The organism is Acidovorax sp. GW821-FHT10E03 (assembly GCF_059415205.1).
Genome location: NZ_JBWKMU010000012.1, coordinates 232,732 through 250,186, shown reverse-complemented (window position 1 = coordinate 250,186; position 17,455 = coordinate 232,732). Strand labels below are relative to the sequence as shown.

Sequence of the window (17,455 nt, the reverse complement as noted above, 5' to 3'; positions counted from 1 at the left end):
GAGATACTTCACCGGTAGAGTTCGAAAGACGCCATTTCCAACGGCTCAAAAGTGTCTAGGGAATCCGGGGCGATTCATGGTGATTGCCGCCGAAGGCCAGATCGTGTGCGAGCATCAGCGCCTGATCGAGCGTAACCACCATGGTGCGGGACAGACCGTGTACGACTGGCGCCACTACTTGGCGGTGCTGCAGCGCAAACCAGGAGCTTTGCGCAACGGCGCCCCATTCCTGGAGCTGCCAGCGGCCTTCAAGCGACTGCAAGCCACCTTGCTCAAGCAAACCGGCGGCGACCGGGAGATGGTGGAGGTACTGGCACTGGTGCTGCACCACGATGAACAGGCTGTGCTCGCTGCAGTGGAGTTGGCACTGGAGTCAGGGGCTGCCAGCAAGACGCACATCCTGAACGTGCTGCACCGCCTGCTGGACGGCAAGCCCGCTCCAGCACCGGTCACGTCGCCGCAGGCCCTCAAGCTGGCGGTGGAACCCCAGGCCAATGTGCTTCGCTACGACCAATTGAGGGAGGTGCGCTATGCGTCCTGACCCTGCCATCGCTTCCATCGTGATCATGCTGCGCGAGCTCAAGATGCACGGCATGGCCCAGGCGGTTGCGGAACTGGCTGAGCAAGGTGCACCGGCCTTCGATGCGGCGCAGCCCATCCTGTCCCAACTGCTCAAAGCCGAGACCGCCGAGCGGGAGGTGCGCTCTGTGGCCTACCAGCTCAAGGTGGCCAGGTTCCCTGCGTACCGGGACCTGGCTGGGTTTGACTTCAGCCACAGCGAGGTGAACGAGGCCCTGGTGCGACAGCTGCACCGCTGCGAATTCTTGGAGAACGCCAACAACGTGGTGCTGGTGGGTGGACCGGGTACGGGCAAGACCCACATTGCCACGGCCCTCGGGGTGCAAGCCATCGAGCACCATCACCGCAGGGTGCGGTTCTTCTCCACGGTGGAGCTGGTCAATGCACTGGAAGAGGAGAAGGCCCAGGGCAAGCCGGGGCAGATCGCGCACCGCCTGGCCTATGCTGACCTGGTGATCCTGGATGAGCTGGGCTACCTGCCGTTCAGTACGTCAGGAGGAGCCTTGCTGTTCCACCTGCTGTCCAAGCTGTACGAGCGCACGAGCGTCGTGATCACCACCAACCTGAGCTTTAGCGAGTGGGCCAACGTGTTCGGCGATGCCAAGATGACCACGGCGCTGCTGGACCGACTCACGCATCACTGCCATATTCTGGAAACCGGCAACGACAGCTACCGGTTCAAGAACAGCTCCGCACAGCAACCACCACAGACCACCAAGAAGGAGAAGATAGCCAAGAACTTATCCACAACGTGAGCGTGAAGTTCACGAACAAGGGTGGGTCAGATCGAGATGGAAATGGTGGGTTACGGTTGCATGGAAATCAACAATGGCCGACGCATACGGCTCAACGATGTTCTTCATGCCATGGCGCTCGACCGGTGATGCTGCCTTGAAGCGCTCCCTCGCCGCAGAGTAGGCGATGGCTCCATGCGTAGCATCGCGACTCCAGCGTACGCTGCACTGTTCAGGAGATGGCGACATGTATCGACGCCATATTGCAAACTAAAAGTCCCTATCCCTTCGTCTGAACTTGGGCTTGGGCTTGGGCTTGAACAGTTGCACGGACGTCGCTGGTCAAGATATTCCGGGAAGTCAACCCGATCTTCATGTCCTGGTAGACAGGCTTGTCTGCTTTCGGATCCTGAATTGTCAGCACGGCTGCAAAAGGAATGCCTGCCTCAGGAAACTGCTCCGATGCGCGAGTGAGATATTTGATGCAAACGCGCCATTCGGAAGAAACGCCAGTGCCATTTGGAGATGCGAAGCGCACCTGCTTGACTGTGCCCCACTTTAGTCCTTCCTCTATGAGATGCTTTTCCATGGCTGAGGCCGCTTTATTTGGTTCCGCCGCGAACGTGTCTTCGCTTTGCTTCGTCCACTTGCCATGCTTGTTGCGTTGATGCAGAACCGCTTCCAGATTAATCCGAACGAGTTCATCGTCATGAGAGTCTTCGATTGGCGGCGTGTAGATCAGGGTCAGTAAGGCTTCCCCGCGGCATTTGCCGTCTTCCACCAGCGACTGCGGCCAGTCAAAGTTGAAGAACAGATCCTTCTTGTCTTGCATGTCGTCGTAGAAGAGGATCGTCGCCTGATGAGGTGTCCCGCCCAGAAGTTGCTCGCTCGCCGCAGGTAGGCCGAAGCCAACAAGCTGTCGAGTAACTCGCTTGTCGTAGCTGCTCAAGCAAGCAGGCTGGCGAGCGCCATGAATAAGCAATGCTGTTAGGGCTTCGCGGGGCAGTCGCGATCCAGTGAGCATGTCTAGCCGCGCAAGCGTTTTGGCCGCCAGGGGTCCAGAGTAACTGGTGCCGTTGATGAAGCAGTGCTTTCCCGCAGGGCTGGTCGATGTAAGCCCAGTGGCGGTCGATGTGGTCTTGCAAAGCCCGCCATAGTGAACAACATCAGGTTTGACGAAGTGCTTTGGGAACGAGCCGCGGCGCGAGTAGCGAGCGGGCGCATGGGGCACATGGGATCCGGTCGAGGGCGGGTTCAAGGCCCCCACCGATACTGCAAACAGGGCGTCAGCAGGGGCGGTGATGCCGTCGCCATTCACGGATGCGAGGTCCGATAGAACAACCATCGGGTTGATGTGCCACTCCTGGCGACCAGTGCCATCTTCCGTGTTGCCCGCACTGACAACGAAGATGACATCCTGTTCCCGCGCAATTCGGTCCAGCCCGGCAGAGAGGTCGGGATATTGCGGACCTCCGTATCCCGGAGGATTTTCAAAGTTGTGGCTGAAGCAGAAAACACGCGCATTGACGGCGGCCTTTGCTGATTTCACTTCCTGCTCGATTGCAAGCACGAAGTCGAGATCGGAGCGATAGTTCTGATCGTAGAAGGTGTCGTGCGGGACCATCGCCAGATCGGCAAGTAGGCAGCCGTCCGGCTCCGGACTGACAGCAGCGCCATTGAGAGCCTGACCTGCGACCAAGAGCCCGGCGATCTCGCAGCCGTGGTTGACGATTGCGTGATTGGTCGGGACGCCCTGCGCGGCATACGGCACCCACGCAGAATGTACCGTACCGATGCCGCCATCAATGATTCCCACTACCGGATACTCGGCACCCGCTTGGGGCATCATGCGCACATATTCCTTAGCGCCTGTGCTGGTTGCTACCCTGTCCTGGGCACTGCTTCGCAGAGCGGGAGGCAAAGAGATCCGGCGCACGGCTGGATGCTTGCCCAAAATATCCAGAAGAAACTGGTGGTTCTCAGGCTGTAGCGAGGGCGTGGGCAGTTCTTTGAACGCCTGCTGCAGCTTGGACGCGCGTACGAAGAAACGTTGTTGAGGGTCAGGCAATAACCACATGTACAGTCGCAACATCGAGCCGTTATCAGGTCGAAACAATGCGCCGATGTAGCCGCAGGGAAGGTTCTCATCAAGCGTCGTCATGAGGTTGGCGGTGAGATCGCCGGCAGCCTCCACTTCTTGGCGAACTGACTTTGAAGCCGGCTCGATGGTGTCGAAGAGGTCAACACGATAGGCTTTGGGCACGCCTTCCATTCGCAACCAATTGAGAGCTTCATCTGCGCTAAAGGCTCGGCGGTCGCGCGCGTCCCAAAACTGGATGCTCTGGATAGCGCCAACTTCCGAGCGCTCGCGTGAAGGGGCTGGTTCTTGCTCTTCAGGCTTGTCTCGCTTGGGGCGGTACCTGAGAGTTTCTTCTGCCCTGGCCACGTGCTGCAGAGCCTGCTTGATACTCTGCGGTGAGACTTGAACAATCAATTCACCCTCGCCGGATGATCCAGCCAGGGGGGCGTTGTTGGGGTGAAATATTTTCTGCACGGGCCGATGACTCTTGGCCAATGCTTCCTCGCGCATCCGCACCTTTATGAACCCCACCTGGCCGGCAGAACTGGAAAGCAGCCTTGAACGTACCTTCTCCAGTTGGTCGGCAACATGATGCTTATGCTCAGCAAAGGCATCGTTGCGATGCTCAAAAAACTCCTTCGCAGAGCCTCCAGCAGTACGCTTTCGATCAGCTTGGAATTGGCGTGCGTCTAACACCACCTGAATTGGACTGAAGGTCTCCATCTTGTGCTCCCCCTAGTTAGCGACGGGCTCATCTACCCAGCGGGCGACGGCCGATTTGCTCTTGTCAAATATTGCACCCAACTCTACGAGCGTGAACCGCGAATGCCGATGGCGGGCCCACTTGGCAACGTCAGCATCTTCTCTGAGCAAAAGCGTACGAACATCAGCAGACAGCCTGCCACTATTGAGATAAGCGATATCGCGTAGGCATTCAATGGGCGATGTCGGCATGGGCCTGAGAACCGATCGCTTCTTGTACAGGTTGACGATAGTCTCGATCTCTGCGCCCGAAGCGCCTTCCGTGAGCAGCACGAGAAAACGTTTGACAGCCGGCTTGATTTCGATGGGATGCTCGTAGCGAGAGATGATCGCCTCACGAGCCTCTGCATTGGGGAGGGGCACCTCGATCTGGGCAGTGAAACGCCGCCATACCGCGGGGTCAAGCAGCTTGGGATGGTTTGTGACACCAATCGTGATGCCCGTCGAGGAGCGGACGTCAAGGTTCTGAAGAAGCGCATTGACGACACGTTTGATCTCGCCAACCTCATTGGGATCGTCCCGTAGCTTGGCGAGCGAGTCAAATTCATCGAGCAGCAAGATGCAGCGAAATCGATTGGCAAACTGAAAAACCTGCGCGATGTTGCGGGAGGTGGTTCCCAAGAACGACGACATCATTGCGTCGACGCGTGCAGTAAGCACCGGCAATCCCAACTGAGCGCCCAGCCACAACGCAAGAGTGGTCTTGCCGGTACCAGGGGCACCAGTTAGCAAGCACGACATGGCAGGCGTGGAACCAACCATAGCGAGATCGGCAGCGTGCTCCCATTCAGACGTGAGCATCTTCAGCGCGCGTTCCATCGGCGCTGGCATGTGAGGTTGCACTATCGCGGGATTTGGGAAGGTCACGTCCAAAAGCCGGACACCGGTCTCACGATCTGCAGGCAACTGCGTGGTCGGAAGCAACTGCTCACCGGGCAACGACGGTGAGGCCTTCGAAGGTACAAGTCGCCGCGGTGCTAGCGCCTGATGTCGATCAGCCGAGGCTAGCAGCGTGCGGAGTGCTTTCGCGTTGTCGACGTCTCCGGACCGCTCCAATGCCTCGGTAAGTCGAACGACCTGATGCTTGATGCTCTCCGTCGTGGAGTCGAGCGCAAGCCGACAGATGCTGTGAATGATCGAAAAATTGTCCATGACACCAATTTTCCATCCATTCTGGGAAAAAAGCTTCTTTTAAAGGAAATTTACCGCGAGCCTGGGAAATTGGCCAAAAAAAATGGCGCCTAAGCGCCATGGATGTCGTCTAAGCTAGCGTTTTCGGATGCGAAGTCTCGAATCGGGAACAGGAACGGTCGCGCTTTGCTCCGAGACGATCCAGCCCGAAAGACGGCTCGCCAAGTTGCTGATCTGGCTACTAGGAATGTCTACCAACACGTTGTTGCCACTGGAGCTAAGGACACGCCCACGCGTGGTCACGTCCGTTACGAACGTAATCGCATCAGCCGCAGACACTGCGGCGTCTTTGGTTTTCCTGAGGATCACTTGGCTCATAGACAAGACTCTAGCGGAAGACGTCATTTGGGCAAGCCCATTCCCTCAAATTCCTTAGGAAAGCCCGCTGCAGTGCACATTGTGAAAAATAGTCGCTGAATTTCAATGGCTCGATCCCTATCGCGAGCCATGCTGAGGATCGCTGGCTTACGGGAAAGCGCTGCCGCTAGGAGCCCACACGCTACCGGGCTTGACATCGAAGTACCGCTCATCACCCCGTAGCCGCCACCAGGCAATGTAGAAATGATGCCAACACCCGGCGCGGTAGCGACCACCTCTGGCCCCTTGTTTGTGAACCGTGCGGCATAGCGATGCTTGTTCAGCCCGTTCGCCGTGAATGTGGTGTACGGTGAAACTTCGTCAAGCGTCTCTGTTGAGTCCTTGGGATAGGTGTTCTTTTCACCGATGGCCGTGATCGAGATAACTTCCGACCAACGTGCAGGAAATAGCAGGTCCATACGTCCATCGTTGCCAGCGGCGGCGACGCACACAGTGCCCCTGTCAAACGCCTCCTTGATGGCATCTCTCACCGCTTCATCCGGAACGGGGGTGCCAAGGCTTAGGTTGATGAGGTCACAACCATCTTCAACAGCCGCTTCGATCGCGCGAAGAATGTCGTAATTTGTAGCACCACCACCTGATTCTGGGAAAACTCGGTAGGAGTTGAGCGTCACACCCGGAGCCCTGCCTGCGTGGAGATGCGCAGGTCCATGCCCACTACCCGAGATCAGACCGGCAACGTGGGTGCCATGCTCCCCATCGTCGATTCGCGGAGACCCGTCGCCACTGTCACCTTCAGCAGAAACGAAAGCGCGCGAATGCAGTACCTTCAGGTCCGGGTGACGTCCATCCACGCCGGTATCCACAACCCCTACCACCACGCCCTCACCGTCATTCGCTTTGGAGCTACCGTAGAGGTGGGTTACAAAGTCGTTCGCAGCCAGGTCCACCGCAGTTAGCTGCACGGAATAGTTATCGACGAGCTTTATGCCGTGTTGTACTAGTCCCCAATGCCCCGTGACATCGGCGTAAATTGCGAGCACCTGGACTTGTGGGCCGCCAACAAGCCTTAACCGTACCTCGCCCCTTGAATTAGTCGTCCCGTCGTCACCGATCCCATTGGCGAAATTAGTGAACGCCACCACCACTGCTCCGCGAATTGGCTTGCCGGCAGCATCGACGACCTTGACGCGCAAGGGATTGGCTTGCGCCAGCTTGGCTGCCCTTGCCGAGCTAGGGGATGCGAGAGGCTTAGGTTGCTTGGTCACTCTAAGCCGAGGGCTGCGGGTGGTTTCATAGATGACCAGGGGCACTGCACGCACGCCCGGCTTTTCAACGCGCAGTGCAGCGAGTTCTTGCGGTGTAGCAACAGCCAGTTTCGCCCCGGTAGGAGAGGTTGAGTGAATGATGTTGACAGTGGCCCTCGGGGGGACCACTGCGTCACGGCCGCTAGCGCTACTGGCCTTGAGTCGGGCCCGCAGCGTCTTGCTGAAGCTTGGAGTGGCCACCCCCAGCTTTTTCATATCGTCGGAATGCGTACCTCGAACAGGAAGCAGCACGTACTCAGTCGTTCCCTGATGGGTTGGAATTCTCGCCATGTCGACACTTCTCCCTGAGTGATAAATTGTTGTACGTCAATTCTGCCGTGACTCTAGCGGCAGCACTACATCAAAATTGCAGCCTTGCCAAAGCTCCAATTTTCGGCAGCCTTTTCAAGCGCAGACACCAACTCCTACGCCTAGCTACGAGGGGACGACTTCTCGATAGTCTGCAGCACCAACAACATAGCCCCATCGTGCCCACTCTGTACAGTTCGCACCGAGGCACCCAACCATTCCTCAGGAGTTGCTCTAACAGGCTGTTGAAAAACGATTTTCAGAGCATCAAAACGGCTAATTGGAGGGTCATCGAACCCTTGGCGGGCCTGAAAAAATCGTTTGTGGAGTGTTTTAAGAGGCCGGTTGCGGCTCCTGGTGGGAGCTGCAACCGAATTTCAACAGCCTGCTAACGGGAAATTTCGATTCAATCATCCGAAACACTGATGACCAGCAAATCACTGGACCAAGACCCGCATGTTGATTTCCAGTCAAACGTGACCCCCTCCTGGGGGTCAGTGGGTTACTTCTGAATGGAAATCAACAGCCAGAGCAACTGATGCGAATCGTGCAGCGTGCCAGTCGAATGATTACCTGGCCTCCCGCTGGGCGTCCGAAGAGATCGGCGACCAGCGCCTATTCGGCCTCAGTCAAGTCGGTGCTGTAGCGCAGGCCTGCCTCGCGCCGATGGGCAACGGTGTTCCCGTAGCGTTTGTGAACTGCCCGGCTGGATGCAGACGCTTCGAGCGCTCTGCGCTCGGACATCAGAGATGTAAAAACTGCATTGCTCTTATGAACTTACACAACCCTATACAGCAGAAACTTATGCCAGTCGAGCAGCGCACGCGAGAGAGGTTCCAGCGAGTTGGGATAGCGTGTGCCGTCAGTTTCCCGTCGCCCCTGCCAATCGGGCAAGAGCGACGGCAGCTCTTCCAGATCTGTCGGGTGTAACCGGTCAGCCAACGCAAGCAATTGGCCATGTATGGCAGCCTGCACAGGTTGCAAATCCTTTGATCCTTTGAATCCTGCCCTTTTCAAGATACCCCCCACTCGAACGGAAGAAGGCCCCTCTAAGCTCCTGTCGAGAGCGTTCAAAAACGGGACAAGCCAGTCCGTATGGTCAAACACCATCACGTGTCGCATAGCGATGGCCAGCTCCAAACTACCCCCGATCTCCTTGCCAATTGCTTCTCTACGCTTCTCCCACAAGCTCTGAACATCACGAACTGGCCCCCTGCTCCGAACGCCCAAAGCCGCGCGCAGAGACGACCCCAGAAGTTCATCCCTCTGCTGGGTTTCTTCGCCGAACCAAGACATGTCTTCTGTCAGGCTCACCCAGCGAGCGATGAGCTTCGGGTCTGGTTCATCCATCGCAAGGATGGCCAGACGGAGCTTGGTACGGCTCCAGCTTTCCGGCGGCACATCGCGGATCGCAAATCGCAGTCTTGCCCTGTATTCTTGGCCCACACGCTCTCCAAGCGAGAACTCCGTCGCAAGAATCAGATTGGCGTGGACCTCCACTCTCGCGACTGGGTCGAGTGAATCGACCGACTGCGCGATCTGGTCAAAAGTGGGCGGGCGCTGGCCGGCCTTGGCCGATATATGTACCGCCAGTCGAATGAGCGATGCACGGGCTTCGTCGCTGATGGAGTTAGGCTGGGCCAACCCACGGTGCGCGATGGTCCAGATCAGGTCGCGACAGTCCCGCCAGGCTCCCGCTCGATACAGAAGGCGTGCGGCAATGGCCTCAAGGGAGCCGCCGGTAGCGCTTCCGTCCAGTTGTGATCCTGTCGCCGCGCGAATGAGCTCAAAGTCCTGTGCTGGCTTCTCCGTATGGAGAAAGCGTTCCCCGAAGCGGCCCGCCCAAGCCCCCGCGACGCCAAGCGGGAGTTGCCTAACCTCGTGCGCGTCCAGCCTCTCGTCGTTGCGTGACTTTAGGTAAACCGTGGGCAGGGAATCGGAGCGGAACTCTTCGGGGTCTATGCGTGCATCCAGCGAGGCCCTGGAATTCCAGATTCGGTCGATTTCCTCCAACGGTGCGCCACTCCACAGGCCGTGATAGACCGCCTCAGCGGCCAATGCATTGCTGCGATCTGCCCGCCCGCGGAAGTAGCCGTAGGCGATGCTGTGCAGGTGCGCGAATCGACGTGGCGTCTTTGCTCGGATGAGGGGAACCATTTCGGCTCTGACGTCCTGCCGATGCCGCAGTGCCTGGCCTTCCCGCTCGACTAGCGAGACTTCGCGCGAGAACGAAGTCCAGATCTCCTCTGCCTCCTCCTGCCCCATCTCCCACGGAGAGAAATCGATGGAGTCTCCCGGATCAACTTGCTCGGGCACGGGCCGAGGGGTACCGCGCGCCATAACCAACCGAATGACCTCGGGTGTGATCCGGCGTACCACAAGTCCCGGGTCCGCCAGTGCACGAACGCGCGTGTCCCTCACATGGTCAACTATGCGTCTCACCAGAATGCCTTCGATCATCGGCTCCATCGGCGCGCCGTTGCGAAGTTCAGCGATCAGCGAAGCCGCCAGCTTTTCGCCGTTGGCCGTAGGGCTGCCCGCGAAGATCTGCCCCACCATGCGGATGCGCAGGGGATGCACCCGCGCGTACGACCAAACGCCTCCCTTGACGGACAAGGATTCCGCAAGGCCTCGCGCAGTCTCGAACGAGATCGGCATCGAGGCCTTTTCTGCAAGCCTCCTGATCAACGCATCTGCACCCGAGATGGTAAGTCCGGGCAATTCCAATTCCTCCGTCGCTATCCCAAGCTGCTTCACGTGCTTTCTTCCGGAGACGATCAGCCGTAGCCGGTCCCAGCCGCGCGTCAGGAAACCGTTGACGAAGCGTTCCAAGTGCAAAACCTGGCTGGGGTCGTACTGAACGATCTCGAAGGTGTCCAGCACGATCAGCACGGGGCGAGCCCACTCGAACCGCGACTCAAGGCGAGCTAGAAAAGTGTCAATGCCCCGGCAAAAGTCATCGACCATCTTCGGCGGAAACTCCATGAGCATGCCCTGCGAGGGGCTGCCGAGCTGCCTCCTTAGCGCCTCATCGCGAAGTTCCCCCAAAACGCTTGCAAGCCCATCGAACTGAGCGATGAACTGTTCGCAAATCTCCGCGAACAAGCCAAAATGGTCACGTGGGCTCAGGCTGGGGCGATCGAAGTCCAGATAGGCAAACGGATAGCTATGCGTAGCAGAATCAATGTGCTCCAGCATGAACCGCGAGAGCAGCGTCGTCTTGCCGACGCCGCCTGTGCCCCATATGGCAAGCGGTTTCCTTCTGGTGAACGCTCGCCGCACGGATGTAGCAACACGCGTCAATCTATGCAGCGTCGTGCTGGCGTCGATCACGCCAACGTATGCGTTCAGGGTCTCTAGTTCCTCTTCGCGGCCCACAACTTCACGCCTGAAATCGCTCCCGCAGATGCGCTCGAACTGCTCGACTAGCCGACGTTTGCGGATCATGCGATCAAGCTCGGCGACTGCCAATGCGGGTCGCAAACGATCAAAACCGCTGAGTGCCGCGCCAGCGGCGCGCAGCGCTTCGAGGCTAGGAAGATCCATCTCTTCAGGATCCGTCTTTAATCGGAGCAGGGTCCCACGCAAGGCGTGGCTGACAGCATCGCCGAACCGTGCCTTGGTGCGAGCCAGCGCGGCGGCTAGCTCAGGTGTTTCCCACGCCAGCCCGAGCACATCGGCCCGTACTTCTCGCCGCAGTTGCCATGCCGGCCCTTCCACAGTGTGTGTGGCCTCCGCATAGTCCAGCAATCGGCCCTCTGCCTCTGTGCGGTGCAAGCCCCCCCCCTTTTCCGGCGCCAAGTCCCTGGGCAGGAAGGTGGATACAACCGCAGCTTCCAACAGCAGCGGCCAGACCAAGCTTACGCGAAGCTCTTCCACGGAATCCGCGGCACGCTGCTGTGCACCAGCGTCCTGTGCCTCGTGCAGCGCCTTGCGTGCCCAGTCGGGAACTTCGATGTCATTCGATGGAGGTTGAGATATCGTCATCGCCTAGCGCCTAGGGGCGTTCACGATAAGGCTGGCACCGGCCAGCGCGAGAGCTTTGCGCACAGGAAACTTCTGGCCAGTCGCATTCTGCGCAAGCGTCATACTGGCGAACGCGTGGAAGAGCGCGTCCGCACCCGCTTGCAGATCCTCGACCGCATGCCAAGCGAATCGCATGCACTCCACGAACTCCTCAGTCACCAGAGCGTCGTTCAGATTTTCTTCCAGACGCTCTGCTCCACCGAGGGGTAGGGGTTTCGTCGTGAGGAACAGCCAACGCAGCTGCGGAATCTCAACCGTCTCTCCGGCATCTCGCACACCGATCAATGAAGTCACCAGGTCTCGTAGACCCGCAGCCCAAACGAGGTTTTCCTCCGGCGGAACGGTCACGTTGACGACGACCCAGGCCGGAAGGGAACCGGGACGCTTGGCTTCGTGCCGCGATAGCTGACGCGCGACCCACTTTGGGAGATCGAGTGCCAGCCAGCGCGCCGCCGTCTCGGTAGACAGCTGCGTCGGCCTCGGATCAGCTGGATCGGAGTCAACGCCAATCTGCTCAAGAAGCACGCGGACGAACTCCTGCGGCGGCAGCGTCTGCATGTTAGCGGCGTCGAACCGTGCGGTGAACATCTGGGTGCCGAGCATCCGCTGAAGCAGTGCAGTCGTGAAGCGAGCAAAAGTTCCGTATTCGCCGATGACCGTCAGTACACGCTTCCTGCTATCGGCACGCATGGCGGTTACGTGATCTCTGAAACTCCTGCGCCCGATGATCGGACGCGGCCTTTGAATATCCTCGGTCAGCGACCAGATCGCCGCGTGGTGATCCGTGGGGGCTGTTGGGATATGCCATTGAGCGTTTGCGCGCAGGTCTTCAGCGATCCGGTCAATGCGCACCCCCTGGTTGGTGCGCTCGCCAGGCGTGGACGCTTTGGGCGCCGGCGGGCTGTCCACGCTCGCGTTGTGCAAGGCGAAGAGGGCGCCGCTGGAGTCAACGGCCGCGCCTCCCGAAGATCCGTGCGCGGCGCTGACGCGATACCAAGTTCGAGTGCTTGACGAGTCGAGTTGCAGGAAGTGTCCGACGTCAAACTGTTGTGCGAGCCCCTGCGGATGCTGGAAAATCAGCACACGCCGGGTGTTGAAATAGTCGCACTGTCCTGCCGCAGGCAAAGGCAGCCACCCTCGCATCGCGCCACCGCTTGCTCGCGACGGCCTTTCTCCGACTGCCTTCGCCAGGCGCACAACTACATAGTCAAGAGCATGGTCGGCATCCTTCTCGGCAGTCGCTTTGCCATCGTCGCCGCGTGATCTCCTGGCATGAATCAGCCACTGGACGGCAGCCGGGACGACAATGCAGGGATACTGCTTGCTCGCTGCCGCGTCGAGCGCGGGTGCAGGCTCCGATTGATAGTCGAAGATGAACGATGGTGCCGGTGTGCTCTCCACCTGCCTGTAAGCCTCGTCTGCCGACTTCTCGAGCAGCCCGCCGCTGTCCAGGACATGGAAGTTGGTAAGCACGGTGTCGGGCCCGACAAGAAAGCCCGAGCCCTTGATCTGCCCCCGAACGACCACAGCGCACACCACGCCGCGGACCCGAGGCAACATCCTCTGAAATTCCGCGGAGTTGAAGAAAGGTTCGTAAAGATTCAGCAGCTTTTGCAGGTTCACCGAGTCCAGCCGGCGTCCCTCAAGGATCTGGTTGAGCCCCACGGAGATATATGCACCTTGGGCGGCTTCGCTGCGCAGCAGCGCCATTGCGGTGCCGATCTTGCCTTCGGCCTGCAGTTGCTTGACTAGCTCGGCGGCCAACTCCGCGTTACTGTTGATGTTGTTTCCATCGGCGCGCAGCAGGTCGATGCCAAGTACCGAGGTCGCGAGCCACGATAGATTCCAGCGGCCCAAGCCAGTCGCCAGCAGGTGAGTCAAGTCCTCGATCTGAACATCGGAGAAGTTCATGTTGTGGCTACAGCCCCCAGGGTAAGAATGGTACGAAGAGGATGCTCGGGCAACATCGCCAGGGCGACGGCTGCATTGAATGGTCCCAGCGTCTCCAGGGGATCCGTTGCCTTCCCGCCGAAATGAATCCCGATCACTTCATGGCTATCCATTCCAATGACCGCTGAGCCAGAGTTGCCGCGCAACGTCGAGCAGTCGTGCAGCAGCCATGGCACGCCGGCAGACAGCGCCGTCACATAGCCCGGGGCGCAGCGCTTGCTACCGTCCGCATCGACGAACACCTCGGTCATCTCGAATGTCGGCAACCTCATGAAAGGATGGCCCACGACGTACACCTCCTTCCCCGCAAACCCCGGTGGCTCCGGATTGGTAGCACCAAGCCGTTCACCGTCAAAAGAAACCTTGAGTGTCGGTGGCAACGCCGCCGTGCCAGGCTTCAGTCGCAGTACCGCCACGTCAATGGCTGATTCCGGGGCGCAATATGCGAGTTCGGCGAAAGCAAAGCTGGCCGTAGCCGATGGTCCGCTCGCATCGCTGAAGTCGGCGGTGCAGTTACGGGCCGGATCGAGCATCCACTGCGAAGGCTCCAGCGACCGATTCGCGACTAGCTCACACACCACATGCCTGTTGGTGATCAACAAATCGTCGCCCAACCGCCAGCCGCTGCCCAACAACGCCTCTCGTCCTGTATTCATACGCAGTACCACTTTTGCCACCGACTTTGCGCTAGCGACGATCCCCTCGCGAACACGGATCTGGTTGCGTATCGTGTTGAAGGCGACGACCCAGTGTTCGTTAGCGCGGGCCCCGTTGAAAGGCTCGATGCCGCAATCGGAAAACAGGCGCAGGGCAGGTCGTCCCAGCACCTGAACGATGACCTCTAGGTTGTCGAGCTCGGCAGTGCTAAGAGGCGCACCGTCCGCAGCGGAAAGCGTGGAGTCCAGCGAGTTGAGCATCTGTGATGCCAAGGCTTCGAGCACGTCTTGAGTGGATGGCTGGATCCTGCGTAGGTGCTCCACCAGTGCCTGCTGCGCGTCAGCACGCTGCAGCGTTTCTTCTCCATCGATGGATTGGAGATTCCCCGCTGAAGTTAGCATATGGCGCGCCGTAGCGACGAGCGCGCTGTAGCGAGTGTCCGCGTTCATCTATCGATCCAGGTACTCGGATAGCGTCATGCGGATGTATCCCGCAGGCGGCTTCGGGCCTGCTGCCACCCTGGGAACCATCTCCGGGACCACCTCCTCCATCCGGAGTTCCGGCGATCGGTTCCAGTCCTCATCAAAAACGCCTAGGAAATACGCGGAGATCTCGCGATCATCGAAGATAAGGCTTGCGTCACGGTTGAGCGACACGCCGTCTGAGCTCCAATTGTGGCTTCCCACCAGCACGCGCTTGCCGTCGACGACAATGCCTTTGGTGTGCGTGGCCGCGATCCGGCGTACACATCTATGGACGTCCATCCCGCCTCGCTGAAGGGCGCGCATGTCGTCCCAGAAGCCATCACCACCGCTTCGTAGCAGAACGCGAAAGTCGTCCAGGACTTTCGACTTCTGGCACAGGGCGTTCACCAGCTTCTTGAGGTTTCCCTGAGCCGATGCGGCTTTGATGTATTGGTTCTGAAAGACGAGCTGGTACTCTGCCGATTCGATGAGCGATAGCACTGCGTCTGTAAACACCTTGCCCTTGAGGTCCGGGGTAAGTAAAGGCTTAACTCGGAACCTGCGCGGCCCAGTGGTCAACGGATCGAATACTTGACCCGCAGGGCCTTCGAGCTCCACCGCCTCCAGTGTGGCCAGGGGCACGTCGATCAGCGTTTCTCCACCGGTAGCCTCTTCAGTGCCACCGAGCTCCACGGACCGGCGCAAATCGGCCAGGATGTGACTACGGAAGCGGTCGGCGAGGGTCTTATTCTTGAGGACCACATGCCACTCTCGGTTTCCGGCTTTGCTTGTCTTGCGAGGGTCGTTCAGATCTGCGTCTGGTATTAAGGGCTGGCTCGCGCGCTTCCAATTTCCACTGGACAGCCAGACGTCTTCCGCGTCCCGCACCGTGACCTTGATGTGGTACGAATTGGCCACCAGCCCTCCGGTTCCCGTGGGCACATAGACGTTCTCGAATGTAGAAGAATGCGACGTGCGCCACCGCGAGAACAATGCCTCGCGGTCAAAGTCCCCCTTCAGGATCTCGCCCGTGGGATTTCGGGACTGCCGCGCCAACACGAGCTTCATGTCCACGCCGCTATCTAGCCGTTCACCAATGCCCTTGGCGATGTGCTCTGCATGGAACTCATAGATGGAGGACACCAGATGGGTCTGCGTTTCCGCCAGAAAGGTCTTGAGAACAGGCCAGCTGCGTTCTGGACCGACATGTACATTGACGTCCATGGTCTCGGTCACCCAATTGAAACTGTAGCCCGGACCGGTACGCTGATCGTCGTCATAGGCGATTGAGCTAGCACCCTCCGTCACGACACCCTCGGCCATGCCTAGCTGGTCCAGGATTGACGCGGGCTGGACTGCCACTCTATGTCCCTGGTAGCTCGCCGGCACGCGGGACAAAGCCTCGGGGAGGCGCTCAGGATGCACTGACACGATCAGGCCAAGAGCGCCAGTCAGACGGCCGGATTCCGCGATGCCGCCTGCGCGCACCGCGACAACGCCCTCAACGTTAGCCAGTTCGCGCGCAAGCTCCTTCGCCGCTGCGTCGACGCTGCCACTTGCAGACGCGAATCCTGGGCTAGCTCCATCGCGCCCGCGCAGTTCGGGCGGGCCGACGGTAAGCTGGATTTGCAGTGGAACATTGAAAGCTAGCGTCATGCTTGCGCCGCCCTCAACCAACGTCACCCCAAGGTTTGCGGACTCGCGTGGAGGCGCGGTAAGGGCCACTGGCGCTGGGTTAGGGTGCCACGGCCGCTTGTCAAGATACCCGCGGATTGTCGAGGCGGGGACAGCATAGTTCTCCACCATGTACAAGCCGGCGAAGTGCAGCGCTACGGCCTTGCCGGTTTCTGTGCTGACAACCACAGATCCAGAGTTGCCGCCGAGGGTCGTGCAATCGTGCGTGGCCCAGCCCCGGCTGGAGCTACCCATGAGACCCGGGGCGACACGCTTGATCTCGTACGTGCTGCCATAGATGCGGTCCATCCAGTCCTGGTCCGGGATGATGTGCTCAGGCGCGCGGGCTGGATAGCCGATGACCGCCACTTCCTCGGCGTCTTGGGCATCGGTAACGGCAAGGTTGACCCAGCCTCGTTCCAACCCGTCGTCGGCAGCGTCAACTTCGATGAAGGCAATGTCGGCCTTCTTTGAATCAGGTTCGATCCATAGTACGCGTTTGACAATAGCCACCGCCGAATGGCTGAACCCATGTTCCCGTCGGTAGTCCAACGAGACCTGAAGCTTCTCCCCGAAACGGCCTGGCTTGAACACGAAGGAGCGGCCATCGTGACGAGCCATGATCTCCGCGACGTGGCGGTTGGTGACCACAATGTTCCGATCGACCAGCCAGCCGGTACCTAGGAAAGGCAGGTTGCCGGCATTGTTTGGCGAGTCGATCCGTCCCACCAGAGGTAGCAGCGGCTCGACCTTGTCTTTAGCTGCGCGCAGCCGGGCTATCACTCTGCCAGAAGCCCGGTCGTTCTCGGTACCTGAAAACTGGATCTCGTCTCTCTGCACGAGGAGTGCGGGGCGCCCCTCGCGCACGATGGTTTCATAAACCATCTCTTGGAGCTTGTCATCGGAGGGAGATTCGCGCGTGAGCCCATCGGCCGCTGCTTCTAGGCTCATCCGGCTCCTGACATCCTCGCTAACCTTGGCAATGCGTGCCGCGAGCTCACCATATAGAGCGGGGTCTCGCGACCTCAGGGCGACAAGCCAGCGCCGATAGATTTCAACAGGTGCATCTGACGTGGCATCTTTTGACATTCGGCCCCTCCCTTAGTGCGCGGCTTCCAGACTGCTGCTGGGAAATCGGTTGAGCGATTACATCAGAGGAGCATCTCAGTTACAACACTGTACATACGTGTCTACCTCAAGACGAAGGAAATCGCTCTATGGCGACGCGAGGATGAGGTGGGAACTTCGATCATCCAGGGTGTGAGAGCGACCAGACGCGCCAAAACCGCAAAGCTGAGGCCAAGCCTCGGTCGTCGAACTCTACTGGCCGCTGTTATCCCGTGATGAGGCTTACTTGCGTTCACCGCGTGAGAATGATCATCTTTTAATGGTAGAAAATCTCTT

At 59.1% G+C, this 17,455-nt stretch carries 9 protein-coding genes and 1 pseudogene; 2 read left to right on the top strand and 8 right to left on the bottom strand.

The genetic code is table 11. The features are described 5' to 3' along the window. Positions 1-76: 76 nt before the first annotated feature. Positions 77-541 (top strand): annotated as a pseudogene (locus AC07OD_RS21610) (IS21 family transposase); the annotation flags it as partial. After that, on the top strand, positions 531-1,334 hold the full coding sequence (istB, locus tag AC07OD_RS21605; RefSeq protein WP_494597977.1) for an IS21-like element ISThsp10 family helper ATPase IstB: 804 nt from the start codon (positions 531-533) through the stop codon (positions 1,332-1,334). The pseudogene AC07OD_RS21610 and the gene istB, both read left to right, overlap by 11 nt. A gap of 9 nt (positions 1,335-1,343) precedes the next feature. Here istB and AC07OD_RS21600 read toward each other — a convergent pair whose 3' ends face one another. From AC07OD_RS21600 to AC07OD_RS21565, 8 genes are all read right to left on the bottom strand, one after another. Further along, positions 1,344-1,562: a hypothetical protein gene (locus AC07OD_RS21600; protein ID WP_494597976.1), complete on the bottom strand. Its 219-nt coding sequence runs from the start codon at positions 1,560-1,562 to the stop codon at positions 1,344-1,346. Between the two features lie 31 nt (positions 1,563-1,593). Beyond that, on the bottom strand, positions 1,594-4,116 hold the full coding sequence (locus AC07OD_RS21595; protein ID WP_494597975.1) for a S8 family peptidase: 2,523 nt from the start codon (positions 4,114-4,116) through the stop codon (positions 1,594-1,596). 12 nt (positions 4,117-4,128) lie between these two features. After that, entirely contained in the window at positions 4,129-5,307 is a 1,179-nt protein-coding gene (locus AC07OD_RS21590) for an AAA family ATPase (RefSeq protein WP_494597974.1), read from the bottom strand. A 380-nt stretch (positions 5,308-5,687) separates the two neighbouring features. After that, on the bottom strand, positions 5,688-7,262 hold the full coding sequence (locus tag AC07OD_RS21585; protein WP_494597973.1) for a S8 family serine peptidase: 1,575 nt from the start codon (positions 7,260-7,262) through the stop codon (positions 5,688-5,690). Between the two features lie 795 nt (positions 7,263-8,057). After that, positions 8,058-11,267 (bottom strand): hypothetical protein, encoded by a 3,210-nt coding sequence (locus AC07OD_RS21580; protein ID WP_494597972.1) that lies wholly within the window; start codon positions 11,265-11,267, stop codon positions 8,058-8,060. A 3-nt stretch (positions 11,268-11,270) separates the two neighbouring features. Further along, entirely contained in the window at positions 11,271-13,217 is a 1,947-nt protein-coding gene (locus tag AC07OD_RS21575) for a trypsin-like serine peptidase (RefSeq protein WP_494597971.1), read from the bottom strand. Then, on the bottom strand, positions 13,214-14,362 hold the full coding sequence (locus AC07OD_RS21570; protein ID WP_494597970.1) for a trypsin-like serine peptidase: 1,149 nt from the start codon (positions 14,360-14,362) through the stop codon (positions 13,214-13,216). Before AC07OD_RS21570 ends, AC07OD_RS21575 begins: the two co-directional genes overlap by 4 nt. After that, positions 14,363-17,140 carry a phospholipase D-like domain-containing protein gene (locus tag AC07OD_RS21565; RefSeq protein WP_494597969.1) on the bottom strand — a complete coding sequence of 926 codons (2,778 nt, stop codon included), beginning with the start codon at positions 17,138-17,140 and terminating at the stop codon, positions 14,363-14,365. Between the last annotated feature and the right edge of the window lie 315 nt (positions 17,141-17,455).